Raw genomic sequence first — 24,510 nt, 5'->3', positions numbered from 1 at the left:
AATCACCTATTCCTCTTCGAGGCGCCTGTTTTCCTCTGCATACTGGATGACACCATCCGCACAGCGGTACGCGAGGGCACCTACGGTTGCTGTCGGGTTATATCCACTATTATGCGCGAAATTCCCTGCGCCGACAACGAAAAGGTTGTCACGGTCCCAGTGCTGCAGATAATTGTTCACGACGCTCGTCTCCGGGTCGTCCCCCATCACCGTGCCGCCGGTGTTGTGTGTGGACTGGTAAGGGACAATGTCGTAGTCGGTGATTTCTGCATCCTTCTTGATTTCATTGGCACCCATTTCCTCCATCACTTCCGCTGCACGTTCTATCGTATATTTCTGGACTTGCCGATCCTGATCCGTAAAGTTGTATGTCAGCTGGACGAGCGGTATGCCGTAAGCATCGTTATACTCCTCATCCAGATCGATGTAGTTGTCTCTGTAGGGCAGTGACGCACACTGGGCCTGCACCCTCAGGTTGCGGGTATAGTTTTCGATCGAATCCTTTTTGAACTCGGCGCCCCATGACGGTGTGCCTTCCTTTGTCGGATTCGTTGCGATCGGACGTGCGCCCGTCTGTGTAATCGCCATGTTGCCGCCGTGAAGGAAATCGAGATCGTCGTGGTCGAAGTTGTCTCCGTTATAATCATCGAACGCCATGCCGAGCGCCCCGGCACCCATGAACGTGTTGAACTGCTGGTCGAAGAAGCCGGTTACGCCGCCGAAAATCTGGTAGCAGTAGTTGCGGCCGAGTGTGCCTTCCTCGGTCTCCGGATCGTATTGGTCGCCGATATCGGAAACTCTGAGCAGCTTATAGTTGTTGAACAGATAGCTCGTCAATACAACGACATCCGCCGGCTGGATGAACTCCTCGCCGGTCTGCGTATCGATGAATTTCACACCGGTCACCCTGCTGTCGTCCTCTTCGTCGGTAAGCACTTCTACAACGTTAGAATGCGGGCGCACTTCGAAGTTTCCCGTCTCCCTTGCTGCAGGGATGACCGTCACTTCCGGTGAGGACTTTGCGCCGTACTCACAGCCGAACCGTTCACAGAATGCACAGTACTGGCAGGCCGCGATCGTCTGCCCATCCGGATTTTCGTAGGATTCGCTCAAGTTTGCAGAAGGCATCATGATCGGGCTGTAGCCAAGATTTTTGGATGCATCCTCAAACATTTTCAATGTTTCCGTTTTGATCATCGGCGGTGTCGGATAGTCATCGGAACGGTCGCCGCCGAGCGGGTTCGGCTCACCTGAAATACCCGCCGTCTTTTCAAATTTATCGAAGTATGGCTCCAGTTCATCGTATGTAATGCCCCAGTCCTGGATACGATAGCCATCTTCTTCCTTTAATTTTTCTGCGCCATATCTCTCTTCGGTCATCGAACGGATTTCAAAATCATAGGGCAGGAAGCGCCACGTCTGCCCGTTCCAGTGTGTGCCTGCACCGCCGAGATTCTCCCCCAGCAGGAAGGAACCCAGCTGCCGCATCGGCAGTGCCCGCTGTTCGCGGGTATTCCTGAACGTGAGTGTTTCCTTCGATACATCCTGCATCAGTTCATAGCGGATTGCGTATCTATATTCGTCATGGACATTCTGGTAGTCTTCAGTGCCGCGGTCATGTCCGCGTTCCAGCCCTTTCACCTTAAGGCCCGCTTTCGCCGCTTCAGCCCCTATGATACCACCGGTCCAGCCGACACCAACCGTTACAACGTCTACTTTCTCTAATTCTGTCGCCATATTCTATTTCCCCCCATAAAGTGATTGTGGTGCGATATCCTGGAAATCGTCCGTGTCGATCTGCTGGATGTAGGCGTGCTGGTGGCCGGGGAACTGTTTCATCTTCCAGCCTTCCATGCCGCGGTTTCCACGATATAACGGATCTGCATATGCACCCTCGATTGTTGCCGACCGCAGCAGCGTAAAGAAATCCTGCGGTTTTCCGGCTGCTGCCGGAATGCCCAGATCCGCATCACCTTTTTGGAATTTGGTTATGATTTCATCTTTCTGCTCATCTTCGATTTCCGTAAAGACGCCGTCGAACGCGTTCTGTGATTCGGTATTCAGCGCCTTGATGCCGAGCGTGAAAAACTGCGCCCGTGTCAGACGGGACTGGTACCCCTGTGTCTCTTCAGCCTCATAGAAAGGTGCCTGCATATATTCTTTGGTGTTGTTTCCATATGCACCTGCGAGCTGCATATCCAGGAAGTAAGGGACCCCGAGCTTGATTGCACCCGGCCCCAGATCATCCTCAGGGAAGATCCTTTCCATCGCATGGGAAATCGTTTCGAAATCCGCATCGTTCACAAAGAACACTCTTCCTGGAGTTTCTGCAGCATTCCCTGCGCTTTCCCCTGTCTGTGCGGCATCTTCTTCCTGCCCGGGCATTACCGAGTTAAAGTTCATCCCAACCGCACCGCCGAGCAACGACCCGCCGATGATACCCCCGGTCGCAACCCCCGTTGTCTTTAAGAAATCACGTCTGGAAAACTGCTTCTCCTTAGAATCTTTTTCACTCATCAATAGTCCCCCTTTGAATAAAAGATACTTTCATTATATAATGATATCATAATATTTGGAATATTTAAATTAAGGGGATGAGTAATTTGGCATTTTTCAAGTACCTGTTCTGGGACAACGGCCACATGGATTTGCGGTACACAGAAGACAAATATGATTCCACACCAACAATCACAAAAGTGTACGAAGAGGATGACACAGTCGACTTGGAAGCAGTCAACAAAAAGTATTCAGTCGACCTCCGTGACGCCCAGCGCTCGATCAACGGCAACCGGCTCAGCATGCTGCTGCTCTATATGGCTCTGGTTTTCGTGCCGGCCCTGGTAATCAGCGTAATACAAAATAATATTTTACTGCTGGGCAGTATTTTCGTATTCACTATACTCGCCTATTTTATCGTCGAAACCGTCAACCAGGTTGTGATAAACAAACTCCTGCACAGGATGGATGAAGATCTCAGGAGCCATTAGAAGATTATGTATAAAAAACCGCTGAATCTGTTGGGGCAGATTCAGCGGTTTTTTTGTGTTGTGTGGAATCGGGCTGTATATGGTCACCGTCCAGGATGACGACGTCCATAAGATGCAGTATGTGGCCCTCGTTGTCCGATAATTGCCCTACAACGCCTTCTTTGGTTTCTCCTTGCCGCCGGATGTATCGAGATTTGTGACTGTCCCCCATAATCGTCTGAGGCTGGCGGCGGTTTTGAATGTGACGCCCGTCTCTTTCCTGCCGACGGCGATGAACCATTGCGCATTTCCCGATAAAATCCGGATCCACCAGTGACCATCGTTATAATACAGTTTATCGAAGTCATATACTTCACCAATCCTGACGTAGCCGCTGACATCTCCTTTAAGGGACGGGAACGCTCTTCTCTTTGTCCGCTCCCCCACTTTGTATTTCCCTTTCCACAGCCAGGCGGCATTGTAGCTCGTCTTCTGCTCAAGTGAAACCGGGCCGGCACCACTTCCTACATTAATACCGAGCGGGTTGATGCCGGTGCAGACGAATGCCCGTTCACTCGCAAGGTAACCATATTTCTGGAACTGGATATGCAGGTGCGATGCCATATAAACGTTGTCGTAATTGGTATTCGACTGGTAGCCGACCGTATTGCCCTGCTTGACCGAATCCCCCACTTTTACGGGCAGATTTCTCGCAAGGTGGCCGTAGATCACCTGGATACCGAGGGTCTTATTCGCAATGACCACTGTGCCGCCGAAGTTCCCGTAGGCCGATGTGCCCGCCACGACCTTCCCGTCACACACCGCGGGCACCGGTGCCAGATGTTTTTTCGCCAGGTCATACGCGCGGTGGTAGCCGCCGCAATACGTATCATAGTTGTAGCCGTTCACCGTATAATCCCGCTTCCCCCAGATGCCGCTCTGATACTTCGCCGGGTCGGAAGTCACCCGGAACCCTTTGCTTTTCAAATAATCGATTGGATTCAAAATCATCACTCCTGAATATAAAATTTGGTCCAATGGATATATCGGAAAAATTTGATAAAAAGTTATTGACCAGGGTGGTCAAAGGGAATAGAATGGAGTTGACCAAGGTGGTCAATACCGCCCCGGAACCGGTGAATAGGAGGGAAATCATGAAAGAAGCGTTTAAATCGCTGGATGATTCAAGGCAGTACGAAATCTTCACTGCGGCGATGATCGAATTTGCGGAACACGGCTTCAAGCGGGCTTCGACGAACCGGATTGTGAAAAATGCCGGCATGAGCAAGGGGATGCTCTACTACTATTTTGAGAATAAACAAACGCTGTTCGATGATACGCTGGAATTTGCCTTCAATCATATCGAATCCCATATGATGCTCGGGGTTTCGACGGAAAAAGAAGGTTTCATCGAAAGGTGTGCCAGGCTGTCCAAAAAGAAATACGAATACTTCAGGGCGCATCCCGAAGTCATGGGATTTGTCACTTCCGCTTATTTTTCTAAGGAGCTCAACGAAGCCCAGGAGAAATCCAGGGAGGAATTGATGAAGAACCGCATCATCTATTTATATGACAATATCGACATGGACCGGTTCAGTGATGATATCGATCATGCGACCGCCATCAAATTAGTCAGCTGGACCATCGATGGATACAGCCGGGAAATGGAGCAGAGGATGAAAATCGAGGGACTGGATTTCAATCATCTGGATGACTATTTTGATGACTTCGACCATTATCTCGATGCATTGCGCAAACTTTATTATAAGGAGGAATATCAATGAGCGTACTCGAACTTAAAAATCTGACGAAAACTTTTGGAAAGACAATTGCAGCACAGGATGTTTCATTCACGATTGAGAAGGGTGAGATTTTCGGATTCATCGGACCGAACGGTGCGGGTAAATCCACAACGATCCGCATGATCATCGGGGCACTGACACCGGATTCCGGGGAAATACTGGTCGACGGCCAGCCCATTTCGAAAGACCCGCACTATAAGAATAAACTCACCTATGTCCCGGGGGATGTTAACCTGTGGGGGAATCTTACGGGGGATGAAGTGATCAATTTCTTCATGAAGACGCGGGGGTACAAGGATACGGACCGGAAAGATGCGCTGATTGAAAAGTTCAGGCTGGATCCGAAAAAGAAATGTAAGACGTACTCCAAAGGGAACCGCCAGAAAGTCGCGCTCATCAGTGCCTTCCTTTCAAATGCGGACCTGCTGATCTTCGATGAACCGACGACGGGGCTGGATCCTCTGATGGAACGCTCTTTCCATGAGGAAGTGCTGCGTGCACGCGACGCGGGTAAAAGCATCCTGCTGTCCAGCCATATCCTGTCAGAGGTGGAAAAACTGGCGGACAGGATCGCCATCATCCGTGACGGGAAAATCATTGAAACCGGACATCTCCAGGATCTCCGCCACATTACACGGATTGAATATGTCGTGCAGGCAAAAGGAGATTTGGAAAAGTTGAAATCACTCCCTTTTGTGCATGAATTTAATAAAGCGCACGACAGCACGCATATTCTCGTCGACAATGATAAGGCGCCGGAATTTCTGGATGCGCTGTACCCGCTCAATCCGACGCAGCTGGAGACGATGCCGCCGCGCCTGGAAGACATCTTCATGCGCTACTATGAGGACCGGAGTGATGAATCATGAGACAATTTTTCGGGATAGTGCTCCGGGATGTGCGGTTCCGCATCCTTATGTGGATCACAGGCATCTCGGCACTGACACTCATCGTCCCGCCCGCTCTGCTCAATCTTTACGGAGCGCCCGAGGACCGCGAAATATTGAAAGAGACACTCAGCAATCCGGCAATGGTTGCGATGGTCGGTCCCGTGCCGGAAGGCACTTATACCGCCGCTGTCATGTTCTCCCATGAAATGCTCGTATTCATGGCCATCATCCACGGTCTGTTCGGCGTCATGATCGCCAATGCCACAAGCCGCAGGATGGAAGACCGGGGACTGCTTGAATATGTCAGCAGCACCGGCATTACACGCGGAAATATATTCATCACACAGCTGTTGATCGGCATAGTGATGAACGTTGTCCTCGGCGTGATCATCTTCACCGGGCTTACCGTCATGAACTTGGAATCCTTCAACATGGAAGGGAATCTTCTATATGCGCTCGGCACCACGCTGTTCGGCATATTGTTCTACGCAATCACACTCGTGCTTGCCCAGCTGATGCCGTCCTCCGACTGGTCATTCGGGGTCGCACTTTCACTGCTGCTGCTCTTTTATGTCGGGCGGTCGATTACGGATGTGGTCAATATGGACTATTCCGTGATCTTCCCCTACCACTGGCTGTCGCGGATTGAACCGTTTGGTGCGAATGATTACGTCTGGCTGCTGCCGTTCACCATCATTCTGGTGTTCATCTGGCTGGCATGGGTTTTATTTGTGAGAAGGGATCTTGATGACTCTTATCTGAAGCCGGGCTTCAAAAGGAAGACACGGAACATTGGTTCCTATCCGCGGCTTCAGCTGACAGGGATGAAGGTGCTTATCATCAGCTGGCTTTTCGGCATGCTGCTGATCGGCCTCTCCTACGGTTCGATTTTCGGGGAACTCGATACGTTCATCGGGGAAAATCAATTTCTGGCCCAGGCCATGGAGAATGAATCCGGCACCGATCCGATCCTGCAGTTTATGAGCACGTTGATCCTGGTGACATCCGTGATCGGCATCATACCGGCACTGATGGTGTCAGCACGCATACTGCGCGAGGAGAAATCCGAACGTCTGGAGCTGCTCGTGAGCGCGGATATCAGCCGGGCACGCATGCTTGCGGTCCACGGAATCTACGCCGTTATCACGGGGGGGCTCGGACTGGTGCTCGCTGTGCTTGGAATGTACGGGGCGAGCATCGGCGTCGAAGGCATCGATGTCACACTCGGGCGTTATTTGCTGACGGCTGTGAACTATACCGCCGCCATCGTATTATTCACCGGGCTGTCCATGCTGCTGACGGGGATTTCGAAGAAGCTCCATACGGTAATATGGCTGTATTTCCTCTACTCGTTCTTCGTCAATTATCTCGGGCTCATCATCGGCCTCGATGATGTGTGGCGCACTGTGACGCCGTTCCATTATCTGGCCGAAATGCCGGCTCGGGAGATGGACTGGATGGGCTGGGCACTGGTGGCCGGTACCGGTATTGTACTCGGCATCATTGGTGCGATGCTGTTCAAACGAAGAGATATCGGCTAATAAAAATCCGCAGTCACTTTTTAGGGTGGCTGCGGATTTTTTATATTATTCGGAAGGTGCTGCACCATCCGTTGCAAACATCGTCTTGCCGATGTTGCCGCGGTATCTCCAGATGTTCTGGATGATTGTCTTGATCACTGCGTATGTCGGAATCGCGATCAGCATGCCGATGAATCCGGCGATGTTCCCCGCTGCGAGCACCACTGTAATGACTGTGAGCGGATGCAGTTTGAGCGTCTGCCCCATGACGTTCGGTGTAATGAGGTTGCTTTCAATCTGCTGCGCAATCAGTGTGATCAGCGATACCCAGACGAGCATGAACGGATCCTGGATTACGGCAAGCAATGCCGCCGGCACGAATGCCAGCCACGGACCGAGGAACGGTATCAGGTTCATGAACAATGCGAATATCGCAAGCAGCAATGCATAGTCGAGGCCGACGATCGCATAGCCGATATAGAGAATGACGCACAGGATCGAACTGACCAGCATCTGTCCCTGGATGAATGCACGCAGTGTATTGTCGATGTCACTCAGCAGTTCAGTCAGAAACTGTTTGAATGTCCCCTTGAAAGGCGAGGTCACCGATGGGATGAACTTCTCGTGGTCTTTCAGCAGGAAGAAATAAAAGAACGGTATCAGGACGAGTGTGAGCAGCACACTTACCGTACCGGATACGATGGAAACTGCATTGCCCATCAGATCAGACACCATCTGCGATCCTTGATTTAATGCATCCTGTATATAGGACTGCGGGTCGAACGGCAGCCGGTCACGCTGGGACAGCAGGAAGTTGAACAGCTCCTGTATCTCCCTTTGGATCATCGGCGCCCTGGATATCAGGTTTTGCACCTGAGTAGTCACCATTGGGACGATGATCATCGCAAGCAGTGTAATAACGAGGAGTATGATTACAAAAATCGCTAAAGTACTCGTTATTCTGCCGGCTTTCCTCTTCTCCAGAAACCGCTGTATGGGTTCTGTAATGTAGTACAGCAATCCGCCGATCAGAAGCGGAATGAACACCGTTGCAATAATGGTGAAAAATGGCTGGAAAATCACCTGCACTCTGATGACCAGCATAATGATCAGCAGGGTGATGATGATTGCCACACCGGTCTGGAACCAAACTTTTCTTGTCATTCGCACGTTCTCCTTCTCACTCATATTAAAAAGTTGTTTACAGTGTACCATATTTTCAAACCGGCAAGAAAATATACGTATATGAAACCGCTTGCAAAAATATGTGGACAAATTATAAGGATAGAAGTAAGATTATAATGTCCAAATGTTCTAGACAAAGGGGAAGGGGAAAATTATATGCAGGGTATCGTTGACTTTTTTAACGGTCTTGTTTGGAGTGCACCTTTAGTGTACGGTCTGCTTGCGGTGGGACTGTACTTCAGTTTGAGGATGCGCTTTTTCCAGATCAGACATTTTAAAGAAATGATCAGATTGATGTTTCAGGGGGAGAAATCACCGGTCGGAATATCCAGTTTCCAGGCGATCGCAGTTTCATTATCTGGTCGCGTCGGTACGGGGAATATCGTCGGTGTCGCAACAGCCATCTTCATCGGGGGTCCCGGTGCGATTTTCTGGATGTGGCTGATTGCATTTTTAGGTGCCGGGAGTGCATTCGTCGAATCCACACTCGCACAGATTTACAAACAGAATGAAGATAACCAGTATCGCGGCGGTCCCGCATACTATATTGAAAAAGGGATTGGCGGTAAAGTCGGCAAGATTTATGCTGTTATATTTGCTTTAGTTACTATACTTGCCACCGGCTTCCTGCTTCCGGGCATCCAGTCCAATTCCATCGCCGGGGCGATGACGAATTCGTTCCCGATGCCGCACTGGATTGTCGGTGCCGGGCTCGTCGTAATTGTCGGCATTGTAATCTTCGGCGGTATCAAATCCATCGCCAACGTTGCCACTGCAGTCGTGCCGTTCATGGCAGTCGTCTACGTCATCGTGGCGATCATCGTTGTCATCATCAACATCCAGGATGTTCCAGCCATGTTCGGTCTCATTTTCAGAAGCGCCTTCGGGATGGAGCAGCAGTTCGGCGGAATCGTCGGCGGTATGATCGCCATCGGTGTCCAGCGCGGTATTTATTCCAATGAAGCCGGACAGGGTACCGGACCGCATGCAGCCGGTGCTGCTGAAGTATCACACCCGGCCAAGCAGGGGCTTGTCCAGGCATTCTCTGTCTATATCGATACACTTTTCGTATGTACAGCGACTGCGCTCATGATTCTGATGACGGGCATGTATAACGTATCAGACGGCGGAGACGGATTCATCGTGGATTCCGGCGTCTACCAGGAATCACCTGACGGTGAGAAGAACTACTCCGGCACCGTCGCCTACACTCAGGCAGGTCTGGACAATGCGTTCCATGGACAGGAAACATTCGATCCGACCTTCATCGGATTCGGATCATACTTCATCACGTTCGCACTTCTATTCTTCTGTTATACGACGATTCTGGCCTACTACTATATTGCAGAGACCAATCTCGTCTATATCACCCGCGGACGCTGGCCGATCCTTAAAACATTGCTCGGGATACTGCTCGTATTATCCGCATTCTACGGTACGGTGAACACCGCCGGCCTTGCATGGGATATGGGTGACCTCGGTGTAGGATTGATGGCATGGCTCAACGTTATCGCCATACTCATCCTGCAAAAACCAGCACTGGCTGCCCTGAGGGATTTCGAGCGCCAGAAAAAAGAAAAAGGTTCCGGCAAATTTGCCATTTACCGGCCGGATAAAGATACTGTGAAGAGCGCCGACTTCTGGCATCATGACTATCCGAAGCGTCTCGAAGAGGAAAATTACCAGTATCCAGGAGAAGAGCTTCCGAAAAAATAAAAATAGTTTAAACACTCCCCCCTTATTGGTAGAATTACCATGAGGGGGTTTTCTTATGGACATGACACCGGGAAAGATACACAGTTTTGATTTTGAATCAGAAACACTAGGTGAAACTTATGAAATTCAGTACTACTTACCAAAAAACTTTTCGGATTTATACAAGCACCGTGTGATCATCACATTCGATTCACAGGATTTTTTCAAATTCGGCCAGATTGAACGCCAGTATGAAAAACTGGCTGAGGCGGACGAGGTCGACCGTGCCATCATCGTCGGCATTCCCTATCCGAGTGTCGAATGGCGCAATGACTATTTCGATCCGAACGGCGAGCATCATGATGCATTCGTTTCGTTTGTGGCCCGCGAGCTGATCAGCTGGGTCGACAAGACCTTCCCTACTTTGAAAGTCGGGACATCCCGTCTGCTGATGGGGGATTCTCTGGCAGGCAGCTTTGCATTTTCAATTGCTGCAACGTATCCGGCAACATTCTCGCAGGCGCTTGCGTTCAGTCCGTTCGTCGATGATGACTTTATTGAAAAATTCAAAGAACAGACGATGCTCATGCATCTGGACCTGTATCACACAATCGGACTCGATGAAGATGATTTCGAGACGATTTCAGGAGAGCAGGCGGATTTCCTTACGCCAAACCGTAAGTTGAATGAATATTTATCCGATCAGCCGCTCGAATATGAATACCGCGAACTCGAAGGCGGACACATCTGGAAGACATGGAAACCGGAGATCGAGAGAATTCTGAAACATTACCTTAGTTAGAATATTATGGATTTTTGTAAAAAGTCTGATATAATTGAATTAAAATAAACGGGAGGAATCAAGATGAAATTTGGGGTAGCAATGTTTCCATCCAAACAACTGCAGGACAAGGTAAATCAGTATAGAAAAAGATATGATGCACATTACGCACTTATTCCACCACATATTACAGTGAAGGAAAGCTTCGAAGCGGATGAGTCTGAAAAAGACAGCATCATTGAATATTTAAAAGAAGTGGCTAAAAACCATAGACCGGTTGAAATCGAAATCAAAAAGGTATCCAGTTTTGTGCCGAATTCACAGGTCATCTACTTTAAAGTAGAAAAGAACGAACAGCTGCAGGCCATCCATGATGACCTTAACAAAGGGGATTTCTATGGTGAAAACAGTCATCCATTCGTTCCGCACTTCACAATCGCACAGGGTCAGACTTCCCAGGAATACGAAGACATGTTCGGACACTTGAGCATGATCGGTATCGACCATTCAGAAACATTAAATAAAATCAGCCTGTGCTTCCAGTTGGAAAACGGCATGTGGCAAGTCTCCGAGACATTCAGACTCGGCAGCGAAGAGTAGATTTTTGTATTATTGATGTAAAGCCCCTCCACGGTGTGGAGGGGCTCTTTTTTGGGATTTTAGATGAAATTACGGGAGGGACGCCGGGGGCGACGGTCATAAGATGTGGTTTGTGGCCACCGTCAGTATGGAATACCGCCTGAAACAAAAAAAAACCGAGGCCTTCAAAGAAGGTCCCGGTTTCCAACTATTAATATCAGTTTATGCCATTATGTGGTAGCCGGAGTCTACGTGTACGACTTCGCCTGTGATTCCGCTTGCGAAATCGCTTAACAGGAAGGCAACTGCATTTCCTACTTCAAGCTGATCGACGTTTCTGCGGAGTGGTGCTTTTTCTTCGATTTCTTTCAGGATTGATTTGAATTCGCCTACAGCGGATGAGCTGAGTGTACGGATCGGACCCGCGGATACTGCGTTGACGCGGATGCCCTGCTCGCCCAGGTCGTATGCCAGGTAGCGTACACTTGAGTCGAGTGCTGCTTTCGCGACGCCCATTACATTGTAGTTAGGCATTGCGCGTTCGCCGCCGAGGTAAGTCATCGTAACGATGCTTCCGCCCTCGTTCATGATTTTCTTCGCGTGCTTGGATACAACCGTCAGTGAATATGTGCTGATATCCAGCGCGTTTTTGAAGCCTTCGCGGGAAGTTTCACTGTAGCCGCCCTGCAGCTCGTCTTTACCGGCGAATGCGATCGCATGCATCAGACCGTCGATGCCGCCCGTCTTCTCACCGATTTCCTTGAATGCAGATTCGATCTGAGCGTCGTCCTGGACGTCACACTCAACAACGATGTCGTGGTCGCCCTCAAGATCGCCCAGAAGCTTTTCCAGCTCGCGGCGGAAACGTTCGTTCAGAATCGTGAATACGAGTTTCGCACCCATTTTATCAAGTGCGCGTGCCGCACCCCATGCGATACTGCGCTTATTTGCCACACCCATAATGACATAGGTTTTACCTTCGAGATTCATAAATGATTAACTCCCTTTTCAAATTTGATGCACGGTTTTCATTCACACACCAAAACAATTTATAGTTTGTTATTAGTACCTACTACTAATCTACATTTTTTCACCGTCAATTGCAACAAAAAAGTGGTTTGCAGATCCTTTTCGGAAATGAACCCCCGCTGCCTCTCCGTGCCCGGCCGCCGGCGGGAATTTCCGCCGTAGCGCAAAAAAACCACCACCCGTAACGGGCAGTGGCGATGATCAGTACAGTTCCAGCTCTCTCTTGAGTTCTTCAACGTATTCCGTTGTGCCCGTGACGAAGATTTTGTCATCGACCTGCAGCGGTGTGTCACCGTGCGGTACGAGCGATTCCTGTCCTCTTAGAATTCTCAGGAAGATGATATCGCCGGCGAACGGGAAGTTCCTCAGGCTCATACTGTCATACCTGTAGTTGTTCATGTGTATTTCATAGATGGACGTTTCCTGGTCGGAAAGCAGATCGATCATGTTCGGTGACTCGATCAGGCCTTTGAGCAGCGTTTTTGAGCTGAGCATCGTGGAGAACAGCTCATAGCCGAGATCTTTGACCTCGCGCTCCTGGCTCGGATCGTCCACGCGGTAGATGATCCGCTCGATGCCGGCATCTTTGGCGAGTCCGGCCACTTTCCAGTTGATTGAAGAGTCGTTGGCACCGACGACAAGAATATCTGCATCAAATGCCCCCAGAGCCTCGAGCGCTTCATGGGAGTATTCCTGTATTTCATGGAACTCCATATTTTCGCTGTTTGACCCCCGCGCATCTGAAAAGTTCCTGTGGAAGATGAGCTTCACATTGTACAGGCCGCCGGCGATGCTGTTTGCCACCGGCACCGTCAGCTGGTTGTTGCCAATGATCGTCACATCGATCATCTTGTCCACTTCCTCATGCATCGGGTACAGCTGCTTGAAGAGCACCGGCGTGATGATGCATGCGATGACGGCACTCAGTATGAACATGCCGCTTTCCTCGCCCGTAATCATGCCGATCTGTTCGGCGATGACCGCGGAGGCGATGACGAGCGACAGCGTGGAAGTCAGCAGGAAGCTCGCCGCCGTGACGCGCCGTGCATCAAAGTAGCGGAGCAGTACCGCGACCGGAATCACTTTGCTCAGGAAAAATGCCGCAAGCAGCACAGGGATCATGACGAATATCCGGCTGTCCTGGAACAGTGACGGCAGATCGAGTTCCACGCCGACCATGATGAAGAAGATCGGAATGAAGAAGCCGTAGCCGAATGAATCGAGCTTTGTCACCATATCCGTATCGGGCTTCAGCAGGCTGACGATGCAGCCGGCGATGAAGGCGCCGAGTATGTTCTCGGCACCCACGCCTTCCGCAAGCGCAACGAGCATGATGATCAGCGCAAACACGCCGCGTATGCCGATCTGCATCGTGCCGTTGTTCAGCTGCTTCAAAAACTGTGCCTGGTGCATGACGCGGCCCAGCAGGTAGAACAGCACAGCGAACACAACGAGTATCCCCATCAGCCAGATCGGCTGGCTGGAGTCGGCGTACAGCTGTGAATAGAATGCGAGCATGATCATGGTGACCAGATCTGCGATGACTGCAACCAGCAGGATGACCTGCCCCATCTGTCTGGTGATCAGATTGGTTTCTTTCAATGTCGGTACAACCACACCCAGTGAGATGGTCGAGATGATGATTACGAGCAGGAACACATCATCGAAAATGCCCGCCCACTTCATCAGGAGGGCAAATACCAGACTGAGCAGTGCGATGCCTGCAAATATTGACAGCGTAAGCAGTAATATATTGGGAAGCGGCCGCTTCAGGACTTTTGATTTCCTGGATTTATCCGTCTTCTGGATAAATGCATCGAAATCAATTTCCAGCCCGCTTAAAAACATTAGGAATATAAAACCGAGCGTCGACAGAATATTAAGCCACGGATCGCCCGGATCCACTATATTTAAAAATGAATTACCGATAATCACACCGACGATAATTTCTGCAACCACGACCGGCAAAAAGCTGACTTTAAGCCTGTTGACAAGGATTGGAGTCAGAAGGGCTGCAAGAACGACAATGGCTAAAGATAATACGGATGGTCCATGTTCCATAATCTCTCCTTAAATCAAATAAGACATAAATGCATTCGCAAGCGAAAAGTAGATCAGCAGGCTGATGATATCATTCGCCGTCGTGATGAACGGACCGCTCGCCACGGCCGGATCGATGCCCACGCGGGCCATCGCAAGCGGCACCATCGTGCCGAGCAGCGTTGCCAGTGTCATTGCGATCACCAGGCTGAAGCTCACGATAAGACCGAGCACCGCAGACTGGTACATCAGAACGATGATCGTAAACAATACCAGCCCGCAGACGAGGCCGGTAATGACGCCGGACCCCATCTCACGGAGTGCGAGTTTCAACTTGCTTGCGTCCTGTATCTCCCCTGTCGCGATACCGCGGACAGCAACGGCGAGGGACTGTGTGCCGGTGTTTCCGGCCATACCGCCGATGATCGGGATAAAGGCGCCCAGTATTGCCACCTGGGCGAGTGTATCTTCAAATGTTGTCAGCATCGTCGCTGTAATCATTCCCATGAATGTCAGGCCTACGAGCCATGGGAGCCTTTTTTTCGCAGTCGACAGCGAGGAGTCCGTCGTCGGTTCGATTTCAGTCATACCGGCAAGTCTGGAGTAGTCCTCGCTTGCCTCTTCGTCGATGACATCCATGATGTCATCGGCTGTGATGATGCCGACCAGATGATCCTGGTAATCCACAACCGGCACTGCGAGGAAGTCGTAGTCACGCATGATCTGCGCCACATCTTCCTGGTCGTCGGACACGCGCACCGAAACGACGCGTTCGGTCATGATATCGCCGATATATTCGTCATCATCAGCGATGATGAGTTCACGGAGCGACATGATTCCTGCGAGCTTCCGGTCTTCATCCACCACGAAAACGTAGTAGATCGTCTCGGAAGTCCGCGCCATATGCTTCAGATGCCGCATCGCTTCACGGACGGTCATGAGTGAGGTCACACTGACGAACTCGGTCGTCATGATACCGCCGGCGGTGTCTTCCTCGTAGTTCATGAGGGCGCGGATCACCCGCGCGTCCTCTTTATCCATCAACGTCAGAAATGACGTCAGTTTCTCTTTTGATACTTCGTTCAGAATATCCACGGCATTATCGTATTGCATCGCGCCGAGCATATTCGCCGCGTAGCGTGCATCCATCGTATCAAAGATCTCTTCGAATTCGTCCGGTTCGAGCTCAAGGCTGTCGAAGAAATCAGAGACTTCCTCCGGACTCATGAAATGATAGAGCCGCGTACGCGCAGGTTCATCGATTTCCAGGAAGAATTCACTCTGTTCGTAGTTGTGGAGCGCGAGGAATGCTTCCCGGAAGTCGTTTATATTATCATCTTTAAGCATGGAGCGCAATGCTTCATAACTTATCATTTCATCTTTTTTTTCACTGATTTCAGGCAATGCGTCCACTCCCCTGTCGGATTATCACATAATACTCTCCTGCCCCTTGCGGGCAAAAGCGCGGCATTACTATAAAAAGCACTTTCTCAAGTGCTTTTTATTCCGCGGAGATGAATGATTCATGCACCCTCTTCCAGAACGGGAACGGTCTGAACCGGGCGAAACGGATCTTTTCGTCCGCCACTCTGAACTGGATGGATTTCACCCCTTTATGTACGAGGTTGATATGATCAATCGTCAAATTATAGATTTCACTGTTGACCGGCAGCACCTGGGACGTATGATGCTTCGGCAGCACGAGCGGTGAGCCGACCGTCCTGAACACCCGGTTGTTGATCGAGGCGATTTCGGTGATCTGGATCGCTTCAAGCGATGGATGGATCAGCGCACCCCCGAGGGCTTTATTATACGCTGTGGAACCGGACGGCGTTGAAATACAGAGCCCGTCGCCGCGGAACCGCTCGAAGTGCTGGTTGCGGATGTCCACGTCCATCACGAGCGTCGTGCCGTTGTTGGTCCGGAGCGTCGCCTCGTTCAGCGCCAGATAGCGCGTCTCCGTGCCCCCCGAGCCGTACCGTACGATCGTCTCGAGCAGCGGGTATTCGATCACCTGGAACTCGTCGTTCTGGATCGAGATGATGAGCCGCTCCACTTCATGCGGCAGCCAGTCCGCGTAGAATCCGAGGTGGCCGGTGTGCACCCCCACAAAAGCCGTATGGTCCAGCAGATGCTGGTAGCTGTGAAACGCCTGGAGCAGTGTGCCGTCCCCGCCCACGGAAATGACGATTTCAGGTTCCTTTTCCTCAGGCGTCATCCCCATGTCGATCATGTAGTTCATCATCTTATCCTTCAGTGCATTCGATTTCGTGTCCCCTTTGGAGACGATGAAAAATTTCATGCTGCATCCGCCCTTCCTTTTTAGAATAAAATCCGGCAGCCGTTATATGTTGCGTTTTTTAGTGTAGTATTTTTGAGCATCCTGGATCTCTTCCCGGATTTCGGACATTTCCTGATCCAGAAGATACGCCGCTTCCGCCGCGTTCTGGAGCCGTTTTTTAATTTCAGGCGGGTATTCCCCGCTGTACTTGTAGTTCAGCGTATGCTCGATCGTGGCCCAGAAATTCATCGCAAGCGTTCGTATCTGGATCTCGGCGAGGATATATACCGTCCCGTCGATCGTTTCCACCGGGTATTCGATGATGAGATGGTAGGAACGGTACCCGCTCTCTTTCGTATTCTCGATGTAGTCCCGTTCTTCCACCACTTTCATATCCGAACGCTCGCGGATCAGTTCCTTGATGACTTTGATATCATCCACGAACTGGCACATGATTCTGATGCCCGCAATATCATACATGCCTTCCCTCAGGCGATCGTATGGGATATCGCGGGTGCTTGCCTTTTCAATGATGCTCTGCACCGGTTTCACCCGTGCGGTTACGAATTCCACTGGCGAGGACTGGCGGTTCAACTGATAGTCTTTCCGCATTCCTTTAAGTTTGATTTTGAGTTCTTCCACCGCCTGTTTGTACGGGTTGAGAAATTTCTCCCATTCTTCCATCAAAAACACCCCAGTCTCATATCCGTTCTATAGTCCGAATTGCTCCCTGACAGCTGTTTCAAATTCTTTCCCGTAATTGTTGTTGTCAACAATGTTCTCGAGCAGATAGTCCATCTCTTCCCAGAAGTCCGTCAGGCCGACTTCACCATTGACCACTATCTCTGAATCCTTGTAGTCTTTTAGCATCGACCACGTTTCTTTTACAAAGTGCAGCCTCTGGAATGCATCCCCGTCATCGAGCAGATAAATGAAACTCATGTTGTCGGAGTCCACAATCATCCGGGAGGCACCGGTCATTTCGCTGATGTCCGCTTCCGCGTGACATTTTAATGTGTTTTCTTCATATTTGATTTCGTCTACATATATATCCATTTTTTTCACTCCTTGCGCACTTTATTTTACCACAGTAGGCTTAATTTGATAACGTAGAAACCTGTTTACTTTACAGTCCATTTCAATTTATAGATAATATGACATAAGGAGTGGATCCCATGAAAGAGTTAGAGATAGAATTTAAGAATATGCTGAGCGGTGAGGAATACGGCCGCCTGCAGGAGAAATATTTCAGTAAAGCACAGAGAATTGTGCAGACAAATTTCTATATAGATACACCGGACCTCGATATGAGGCAGAACAGACTGCTTCTGCGCATCCGTGATACAGAGGGGAAGCAGATGATGACGCTGAAGGAGCCGACGGAAAAAGGCGTGATGGAATATCACGGCGAAGTTCCGAGCGACTTGAACTTCGACCGGAATATCCGGCGCGATGAACTGCCGGAGATCATCCGCGGTGAACTCGAACGCTTCAATATCGATGCAACACAGCTGAAAATCTACGGCGCCCTTTCCACGGAACGCCGGGAAGTGCCGTACGAGAACGGACTTCTCGTGCTGGACAGGAATACGTTCCTCGACGAAGAAGATTTCGAACTGGAATTTGAAGTCGACAACTATGACAAAGGGGAAACGCATTTCCTCGGTCTTCTCGAAGCGCATGATATTGAAAGACGCGAGGAAATCACAAAGAGCCAACGCTTCTACAACAAGCTTGAGAGCATCCGGACAGGTGACAATTATGCCTCTACCCTATAAAGAGATCGGGCAGGAGACCCTCTACCGGATGATCGATATCTTCTATTCCTATGTTGCCGAAGATGACCGGATGAATTTTTTATTCCCGGATGACCTTTCGGAAACGGCCTATAAGCAGAAGCTGTTCCAGACTCAGTTCCTCGGCGGCCCGAATCTGTACAATCAGGAATACGGCCATCCGATGATGAAGATGAGACATATGCCCTTCCGCATCACACCAAAAGCGAAGGAAGCATGGCTTGAAAATATGGAAAAAGCGATGAATGACGTCGGGCTGGATGAAGAGCTCAAGTCATATATGCTGGCACGCTATACAATGACAGCAAACCATATGGTGAATTCAAAAGATTAAGCAGGGTGAGGACATGAACAATTCTCGCGAACAGTCACTGGTACTCGAGCCAACGACCCACCATGTTGAGATTTTCTACTTTTTCGACCCGTTTTCAGAGAGCTGCCGTGAGATGGAACCCATCATCAACAAGCTGCTGATCGAATACCGGGGACACATTTCCATTACTAAAATACTTGCGCCGTCACTCAGTGTTCTGACAAAGTGCCAGGCGCAGTCCACATCAGATATCGATAATATCGCACTCGCCTACAAAGCCGCAGAAATCCAGGGGCGCAACAAGGCCCGCGCATTCATGCGCTACGTGCTGAACCGCATCGCTCCGACGCGCAGCATCTGCACCGTCGAAAATATGGAATCGAGCGCGCGTCTCGCCGGTCTTGATATCCCTTCATTTTTCAGTGACGCGCATTCCGAGGCCGTCCGGTCGATGCTGCGGCGCGATCTCTCGGTCTACCGGGAGATGGATGTCGACACACTGCCGGCAATGGTCTTCTTTTCCGGAGATGTGCACGCAGAAGGCGTAAAAGTGGAAGGACTGTACCCTTACCATATTTACACTTATATCATCAATGAACTTATCGATGCAGAAATAGAGAAACAGCCGCTTCCAAGCATCCTCGATTATATCGAATCGTTCGAGGTCGTCAGCTTCCACGAGCTGAAAACAGTATTCGAATGGCGGAGCGGCCTGCTGCTGAACGAATTGAAAAAGCTGCGGCTGCAGCGGCTGATCACAGAAGTAGAAACCGACGAAGGCACGTACTATCAAATTTATGGTGGTACGTCGAGTCTGGGGAAATAAAGTTTTTTATTCATATTTAAGGATCAGCCTGCGGGCTGGTCCTTTTTGTATTGGAGCGCGCATGGACGGTGTCCATATGAAGGGGTATCCCGTCATCCTCCGGACCGCAGGCAGCACCATCGCCCGGCGCAGAATGCTATACTGGCAATAAAGCAAACATTACTCACAAAAGCAGGTGTTTTCATGATTAAAACGCATCTATCCGCGATTAAGATCTTTGAGTCCTTCAGCGATGAGGAACTCGATGAAATCGCCAAAATCGCCATCAGCAGAAAATTGGACAAAAACAGCCACCTTTTCCGCCAGGGCGAAGAGATGGCGCATTTTTATTTCGTCATCGGGGGCAATGTCAAAGTATACCGCGTCGACCGGGAAGGCCGCGAGCAGATCGTGAATTTCTTCGGCCCGGGTGAAATGTTTCCCCATCATGCGATATTCAGGACGGATCCGTACCCGGCGAATGCGAGTACGACCGTACCATCAGAAGTCATCAGCATTGCCAAAAATGACTTTGAAGCACTGCTGAAAGTGCGGCCGGATATAGCCATCAAAATGTTCAAATATCTCGGCAGTCTGATCGTCGACCTGCAGAACCGTCTGCAGGAAAAAATCCTGAAACCCACGGATGTCCAGCTGCTCTCCCTGCTCGTCCGCCTGTCCCGTTCACATGGCGAGCATATGGATGACGGCCGCATCAGGATTTCAATGCGTCTGACAAAACAGGAGATGGCAAGCATGATCGGCCTGACCCGCGAAACGGTCAGCCGCAACCTTTCTGCATTCAAAAAACTTGAACTGATCACTGAAAATGGGTCCGGCCAGATCATCATCGATATAGCGACCATTGATAAATATCTCGCCTCATAGAATGAAGGGGCTCCGGATTTGAATCCGGGGACCCTTCATTCTTCTTCACTTTCAAAATACTGGGACTGGTCTGTAAATACCGTCAGGATCAGATACAGCAGAATGCATACCGCAAAAAACGCGAATCCCCAGCCGACAGTCTTTTGGTCGGTCATAAGATAGTTATTGCACAATGTGCTTTCTGAAAAGATATATAGGTAGGCCATGGTACTGAATATCACCGAGAGCACCAGATAACCGATGATTTGTCCGGCCCGGCCCAGCTTCTTCCAGCTGTCCCGGAGCGGCACGCCGGCCAGAAACGGCAGCGATATGAATTTGAACAGTTCGAGAGTCCACAGTTCCAGCGCTTCATCCATCGTGCGCGGCAGCATCCAGTACAGCAATATGATAAAGAACAGCGCCGTGCCGGGGATGCCGGTTTTATTGAACTTTTCGATTATGCCTCCGAAATGCTTCTGGAAAAAAGGGGCCATGAGCAGCCCCGAGACAACCAGCAGCATCATCTGCATGTGCATATGGAATGCCATGATGGATTCCAGCAGACCGCGCACCGGCGGCAGAGCTAAAAGCAGGAATAATGATAAACCGTACCAAAACTGTCTCATCGGCCCCCGCCCCCTTCCATGCGCCGGACGAGCACATCCGATGCCGCTTCCACATCCCGGTAGTCGAGCACTTCACCCAGCCGGCCGTCCGGCTCTATCAGATAGAATGATGTGTTGTGCTGGAAGTCCGCATCCCCCTCGGGGATGACCGTGACGCCGTACGTCTTTAGAATGTCCTCCAAATCCCCCAATGCCGGCACCCGCAGCATGCGCCACGTCTCGCCGTCCGCATCGAAATAGCCGGCATAGCGATCCAGCACTTCCACTGTATCCCGTTCTGTATCGAATGACATGCTCAGGAAAACCAGATCCTCCTTATATTGCTCTGCATCAATGTTTTCATACACCCGCTTCATATTCGCTTCCATTTCCGGACACGCCGTCGCACATGATGTATAAATGAATGTCATGAAAATGTGTTTGCCCCGGAATGTATCAAAATCATAGCTGCGGCCGTTATTATCCACGACTTCGATGTTTGGAAACTCCGGCGGTGCAGATTTCAGGTCCTGGATCCGCTGCGCCTCCAGTGTGAATGCCGTAAATCCGTTTGTCGTCACATAGAACAGGAGGATGCCCAGCATTAAAATGATTGAAGTGACTGTCAGATCTTTTTTCATTTCCAAACATCCTCCCTATTCTTTACCAGGTTTTGATCGGCGGTGAGCCGGGCGGTGCATTTTGAATGATATCCACGATCGGAACCACATATCCCATGGAGATGATAAGGATGGCTATGATCACCCAGAGCCCCCAGTTCTCCGTCCATTTCGGCGTCTTGTGCGCCGGTTCCTCAACGTCCGCCACCATGAATTCCGTCTCCCCTTTCGGTGACAGGAACATCAGATGGAAGACGATGTAGCACATCAGGAGGACACCGATGAAGAGCAGCGTGCCGCCGGCGCCGACAAACAGCAGGTAGGGATCCCAGCCGAGTGCATGTGCGTGTTCCCCGTATGTCGTATATTCCGTCCGTCTCGGTGAACCGATCAGGCCGACTGCAGACATGGAAATCGTCATGAACAGCATGCCGACCGTCCAGAACATCGTCTGCCAGATGCCCAGGTTGTGTATCCTCGGTGTCAGCCTGCGTCCGGACAGGTGCGGAACGAGCCAGTACACGAGACCGAAGAATGTCAGGACGACAGTCACCCCGACGGTGACGTGGAAGTGGCCGACCACCCACATCGAGTTATGGACCACCTGGTTGAGCTGGTTGTTCGTCTGGGCGATGCCGCCGGCGCCGCCGAAGATGAATGCGATCATCGCAAGCATGATTGTAATAAAGCGCACGTCTTTCCACGGCAGTTTCCAAAGCCAGCCGAGCAGCCCTTTGCCGCCGCGGCGGCGGCCTGTGCGTTCCAGCGTCGCGAATATTGCGAATGCGGTCATCAATGACGGGAATGCGATGGACAGGCTCATGAACATATGCATGAATTTCAGCCCTTCTGAGAATCCCGGATCGACGATCTGGTGGTGGAATCCACCGGGGACGTTCAGTACCACAATCAGAATGACGACGAGTCTGGCGAGTGAATCACTGAAGATTTTTCCGCCGATGACTTTCGGCAGGACGAGATACCAGGCGGAAACCGCGACCAGGTACCAGACGTTGACCAGAGTATGCCCGAAGCTCCAGAACAGCGTTCTTGTAAGCAGGACGTTGATCGTTTCCGTCCAGCCGAGTGACCATGGAATCAGCATCAATACTTCCCAGGTCACCCCGAGTGAACCGAATGTAATCAGCGTGTAGACGCCCACTGCGAAAAATGCGAACAATGGGAGATGCCGACCCTTATTCCTGCGCTTCCACTGGAATGCGCTGATGAATACGCCGATGGCAGCAAGCCATATGCACAGGACGACGAAGACCAGTCCGATGTAAAAGAGCGGATGTGCAGCGAGCGGTGCGTAAAATGTATACATGACCGTCGCTTCGCCCGAAAGCACTGTATACACGACGAGAACGGCACCGGCCAGGAAACTCGCAAGACTGGACCAGGCAAGGATGCGGACCGTTCTGGACAGTCCGCCGAGCACGTAATCGACTGCCGCGTAAAGATAACCGTTCATGAACAGTGTGGTGAATGCGAGTATTAATAAAATGCCGTGAAGCGTCAGTATTTCATAATAATTGAGTCCGCCGACGATCGTCAGCACACCGGCACGGTTCAGACCCTGGACGAGGCCGAGGGTCCCGCCGATGAGAAGCATGACGAATGCCAGACCGATATTGACTAATGGGAATAGGGTGTTCTGTACTCTTTTCATGACTCTCGCCATGTCCTCACTCCTCTACAGTGACGGTCGCAGACATCGTATGATGCCCCGTACCGCAATATTCGTTACAGATTAAGATGAAATCGTCCGATTCATTGAATGTCTGGGTAATCTCCTGGATGTGCCCCGGGACCACCATCGTATTCAGGTTCGTATGGGGCACGTTGACCCCGTGGACCACATCTTTCGATGTCATCTTGAATGTCACTTCCGCCCCTTTGGGCACAGTGATTTCACTTGGTGTAAACTGGAACGCTTCAAGTGTCATGATCACTTCATATTTGTTATCGCCGACTTCGTATACGCCCGGATTATCGAACGGCGCAGTCGTTTCAACCTGCTGCGGATCGATCGTCTCCTGGTGGCTCGGCGGTGCCATGCCCATGGCGAACGCCTGGTAGCCGGTGATGCCCACTGCGATGCAGATGACAGCCACCGCGATAATCAGCCAGATCTCTTCAAGTTTATGCATTTTCATCTATCATTCACCCTCTCTTTGTTCGTTGATGGTTTTCCGGTTTTATCCGGTTAGGTCTGAAGCGGCTTCGATTTCCAGGCCGGTTTCGGCCGCCGCTCCCGGTTGTGAAATAAACACGGCTTAAAACCGCATCAGGAATAATGTAATGAGTACTCCCGTCCACAGGACGATTGCTCCGCCTACAAAAATGACTGTGGAGAAAAATGTCCCCTTGAGAGACATCAGTTCATCTTTCTCGCTGATGCTGTCCGTTTCCGGATTTTGAGATGGATCCGGCTGCCTAGTGCCTTCGTAATTTTTATGTTCAGCAGACATCTGCTTTCCCTCCTTTTCTGACTCCTTTTTCCTGTCTATCAGCTTAATTCAATTATATATTTCATGTGAAATGTATAACGTGATTTAAATCACGTTATAGCCTGTAAGGGTAGAATTTCCCCCGGAATTTAAAAGGTTTTTGAACGACGGGTATGATCCGGTGCACGTATGCGGTGAAGTGTTCAGGAAGGGGGCAGTTTAAAGTGGATGGTGGACGGCAAAAGTCTTTGGCGGCCATCGTTTAAGAGATTAGGAAGCA

26 protein-coding genes are annotated in these 24,510 nt (G+C 50.5%); 11 read left to right on the top strand and 15 right to left on the bottom strand.

The window, feature by feature from the left end; genetic code table 11:
• Window positions 1-6 precede the first annotated feature (6 nt).
• Both ACKRAT_RS03220 and ACKRAT_RS03215 read right to left on the bottom strand, forming a co-directional pair.
• The gene (locus tag ACKRAT_RS03220; RefSeq protein WP_411843665.1) at window positions 7-1,737 is read right to left on the bottom strand and encodes a GMC family oxidoreductase; all 1,731 of its coding nucleotides are present in this window, start codon (window positions 1,735-1,737) and stop codon (window positions 7-9) included.
• Window positions 1,738-1,740: 3 nt separating this feature from the next.
• The gene (locus ACKRAT_RS03215) at window positions 1,741-2,517 is read right to left on the bottom strand and encodes a gluconate 2-dehydrogenase subunit 3 family protein (protein WP_411843664.1); all 777 of its coding nucleotides are present in this window, start codon (window positions 2,515-2,517) and stop codon (window positions 1,741-1,743) included.
• Window positions 2,518-2,603: 86 nt separating this feature from the next.
• Here ACKRAT_RS03215 and ACKRAT_RS03210 point away from each other — a divergent pair, with 86 nt between their 5' ends.
• Window positions 2,604-2,987, top strand: a complete 384-nt coding sequence (locus ACKRAT_RS03210) for a hypothetical protein (RefSeq protein WP_411843663.1) — start codon at window positions 2,604-2,606, stop codon at window positions 2,985-2,987.
• A gap of 147 nt (window positions 2,988-3,134) precedes the next feature.
• Here ACKRAT_RS03210 and ACKRAT_RS03205 read toward each other — a convergent pair whose 3' ends face one another.
• The gene (locus ACKRAT_RS03205; RefSeq protein WP_411843662.1) at window positions 3,135-3,971 is read right to left on the bottom strand and encodes a M23 family metallopeptidase; all 837 of its coding nucleotides are present in this window, start codon (window positions 3,969-3,971) and stop codon (window positions 3,135-3,137) included.
• A 149-nt stretch (window positions 3,972-4,120) separates the two neighbouring features.
• On the opposite strand from ACKRAT_RS03205, the gene ACKRAT_RS03200 reads away from it, so the two are divergent.
• From ACKRAT_RS03200 to ACKRAT_RS03190, 3 genes are read left to right on the top strand one after another with little or no spacing between them, the layout of a single operon-like run.
• Complete coding sequence (locus ACKRAT_RS03200; RefSeq protein WP_411843661.1) at window positions 4,121-4,750, top strand: TetR/AcrR family transcriptional regulator; 630 nt, start codon at window positions 4,121-4,123, stop codon at window positions 4,748-4,750.
• Window positions 4,747-5,637, top strand: a complete 891-nt coding sequence (locus ACKRAT_RS03195; protein WP_411843660.1) for an ATP-binding cassette domain-containing protein — start codon at window positions 4,747-4,749, stop codon at window positions 5,635-5,637. The genes ACKRAT_RS03200 and ACKRAT_RS03195 overlap by 4 nt, the downstream gene beginning before the upstream one ends.
• Window positions 5,634-7,199, top strand: a complete 1,566-nt coding sequence (locus ACKRAT_RS03190) for an ABC transporter permease (protein WP_411843659.1) — start codon at window positions 5,634-5,636, stop codon at window positions 7,197-7,199. Before ACKRAT_RS03195 ends, ACKRAT_RS03190 begins: the two co-directional genes overlap by 4 nt.
• A gap of 45 nt (window positions 7,200-7,244) precedes the next feature.
• Here the strand turns inward: ACKRAT_RS03190 and ACKRAT_RS03185 are convergent, their stop codons facing one another.
• Entirely contained in the window at window positions 7,245-8,342 is a 1,098-nt protein-coding gene (locus tag ACKRAT_RS03185) for an AI-2E family transporter (protein ID WP_411843658.1), read from the bottom strand.
• A gap of 177 nt (window positions 8,343-8,519) precedes the next feature.
• Here ACKRAT_RS03185 and ACKRAT_RS03180 point away from each other — a divergent pair, with 177 nt between their 5' ends.
• From ACKRAT_RS03180 to ACKRAT_RS03170, 3 genes are all read left to right on the top strand, one after another.
• The gene (locus ACKRAT_RS03180) at window positions 8,520-10,079 is read left to right on the top strand and encodes an alanine/glycine:cation symporter family protein (RefSeq protein ID WP_411843657.1); all 1,560 of its coding nucleotides are present in this window, start codon (window positions 8,520-8,522) and stop codon (window positions 10,077-10,079) included.
• A 55-nt stretch (window positions 10,080-10,134) separates the two neighbouring features.
• Window positions 10,135-10,860, top strand: a complete 726-nt coding sequence (locus tag ACKRAT_RS03175) for an alpha/beta hydrolase (protein ID WP_411843656.1) — start codon at window positions 10,135-10,137, stop codon at window positions 10,858-10,860.
• A 63-nt stretch (window positions 10,861-10,923) separates the two neighbouring features.
• Entirely contained in the window at window positions 10,924-11,439 is a 516-nt protein-coding gene (locus ACKRAT_RS03170; RefSeq protein ID WP_411843655.1) for a 2'-5' RNA ligase family protein, read from the top strand.
• Between the two features lie 201 nt (window positions 11,440-11,640).
• Here the strand turns inward: ACKRAT_RS03170 and fabI are convergent, their stop codons facing one another.
• The 6 genes from fabI to ACKRAT_RS03140 all read right to left on the bottom strand — a co-directional run bounded on the left by fabI (window position 11,641) and on the right by ACKRAT_RS03140 (window position 17,824).
• Window positions 11,641-12,408, bottom strand: a complete 768-nt coding sequence (fabI, locus tag ACKRAT_RS03165) for an enoyl-ACP reductase FabI (protein WP_411843654.1) — start codon at window positions 12,406-12,408, stop codon at window positions 11,641-11,643.
• 240 nt (window positions 12,409-12,648) lie between these two features.
• Entirely contained in the window at window positions 12,649-14,508 is a 1,860-nt protein-coding gene (locus ACKRAT_RS03160) for a cation:proton antiporter (RefSeq protein ID WP_411843653.1), read from the bottom strand.
• A gap of 9 nt (window positions 14,509-14,517) precedes the next feature.
• Complete coding sequence (gene mgtE / locus ACKRAT_RS03155) at window positions 14,518-15,861, bottom strand: magnesium transporter (RefSeq protein ID WP_411844403.1); 1,344 nt, start codon at window positions 15,859-15,861, stop codon at window positions 14,518-14,520.
• A 127-nt stretch (window positions 15,862-15,988) separates the two neighbouring features.
• The gene (locus tag ACKRAT_RS03150) at window positions 15,989-16,789 is read right to left on the bottom strand and encodes an NAD kinase (RefSeq protein WP_411843652.1); all 801 of its coding nucleotides are present in this window, start codon (window positions 16,787-16,789) and stop codon (window positions 15,989-15,991) included.
• 42 nt (window positions 16,790-16,831) lie between these two features.
• Window positions 16,832-17,452 (bottom strand): GTP pyrophosphokinase family protein, encoded by a 621-nt coding sequence (locus ACKRAT_RS03145; RefSeq protein WP_411843651.1) that lies wholly within the window; start codon window positions 17,450-17,452, stop codon window positions 16,832-16,834.
• A 27-nt stretch (window positions 17,453-17,479) separates the two neighbouring features.
• The gene (locus tag ACKRAT_RS03140; protein ID WP_411843650.1) at window positions 17,480-17,824 is read right to left on the bottom strand and encodes a hypothetical protein; all 345 of its coding nucleotides are present in this window, start codon (window positions 17,822-17,824) and stop codon (window positions 17,480-17,482) included.
• Between the two features lie 119 nt (window positions 17,825-17,943).
• On the opposite strand from ACKRAT_RS03140, the gene ACKRAT_RS03135 reads away from it, so the two are divergent.
• The 4 genes from ACKRAT_RS03135 (at window position 17,944) to ACKRAT_RS03120 (ending at window position 20,570) form a co-directional block, all read left to right on the top strand.
• Complete coding sequence (locus ACKRAT_RS03135; RefSeq protein WP_411843649.1) at window positions 17,944-18,546, top strand: CYTH domain-containing protein; 603 nt, start codon at window positions 17,944-17,946, stop codon at window positions 18,544-18,546.
• Complete coding sequence (locus ACKRAT_RS03130; RefSeq protein ID WP_411843648.1) at window positions 18,530-18,898, top strand: globin; 369 nt, start codon at window positions 18,530-18,532, stop codon at window positions 18,896-18,898. The genes ACKRAT_RS03135 and ACKRAT_RS03130 overlap by 17 nt, the downstream gene beginning before the upstream one ends.
• A 13-nt stretch (window positions 18,899-18,911) precedes the next feature.
• On the top strand, window positions 18,912-19,703 hold the full coding sequence (locus tag ACKRAT_RS03125) for a DsbA family protein (protein WP_411843647.1): 792 nt from the start codon (window positions 18,912-18,914) through the stop codon (window positions 19,701-19,703).
• Between the two features lie 183 nt (window positions 19,704-19,886).
• The gene (locus ACKRAT_RS03120) at window positions 19,887-20,570 is read left to right on the top strand and encodes a Crp/Fnr family transcriptional regulator (RefSeq protein WP_411843646.1); all 684 of its coding nucleotides are present in this window, start codon (window positions 19,887-19,889) and stop codon (window positions 20,568-20,570) included.
• Window positions 20,571-20,605: 35 nt separating this feature from the next.
• Here ACKRAT_RS03120 and ACKRAT_RS03115 read toward each other — a convergent pair whose 3' ends face one another.
• The 5 genes from ACKRAT_RS03115 to ACKRAT_RS03095 form a co-directional block, all read right to left on the bottom strand.
• A complete protein-coding gene (locus ACKRAT_RS03115) occupies window positions 20,606-21,178 on the bottom strand; it encodes a hypothetical protein (RefSeq protein ID WP_411843645.1) in 573 nt (190 codons plus the stop codon).
• Complete coding sequence (locus tag ACKRAT_RS03110; protein ID WP_411843644.1) at window positions 21,175-21,798, bottom strand: SCO family protein; 624 nt, start codon at window positions 21,796-21,798, stop codon at window positions 21,175-21,177. The genes ACKRAT_RS03115 and ACKRAT_RS03110 overlap by 4 nt, the downstream gene beginning before the upstream one ends.
• Window positions 21,799-21,820: 22 nt before the next feature.
• Complete coding sequence (locus ACKRAT_RS03105) at window positions 21,821-23,461, bottom strand: cbb3-type cytochrome c oxidase subunit I (RefSeq protein ID WP_411843643.1); 1,641 nt, start codon at window positions 23,459-23,461, stop codon at window positions 21,821-21,823.
• A gap of 4 nt (window positions 23,462-23,465) precedes the next feature.
• A complete protein-coding gene (locus ACKRAT_RS03100; protein WP_411843642.1) occupies window positions 23,466-23,936 on the bottom strand; it encodes a cytochrome c oxidase subunit II in 471 nt (156 codons plus the stop codon).
• A gap of 120 nt (window positions 23,937-24,056) precedes the next feature.
• Window positions 24,057-24,251, bottom strand: a complete 195-nt coding sequence (locus tag ACKRAT_RS03095) for a hypothetical protein (RefSeq protein ID WP_411843641.1) — start codon at window positions 24,249-24,251, stop codon at window positions 24,057-24,059.
• Window positions 24,252-24,510: the final 259 nt, after the last annotated feature.

Source organism: Salinicoccus sp. HZC-1 (assembly GCF_046736035.1).
GTDB lineage: Bacteria > Bacillota > Bacilli > Staphylococcales > Salinicoccaceae > Salinicoccus.
The sequence above is the reverse complement of the archived record's forward strand: the minus strand, read 5'-3'. Positions and strand labels throughout refer to the sequence as shown.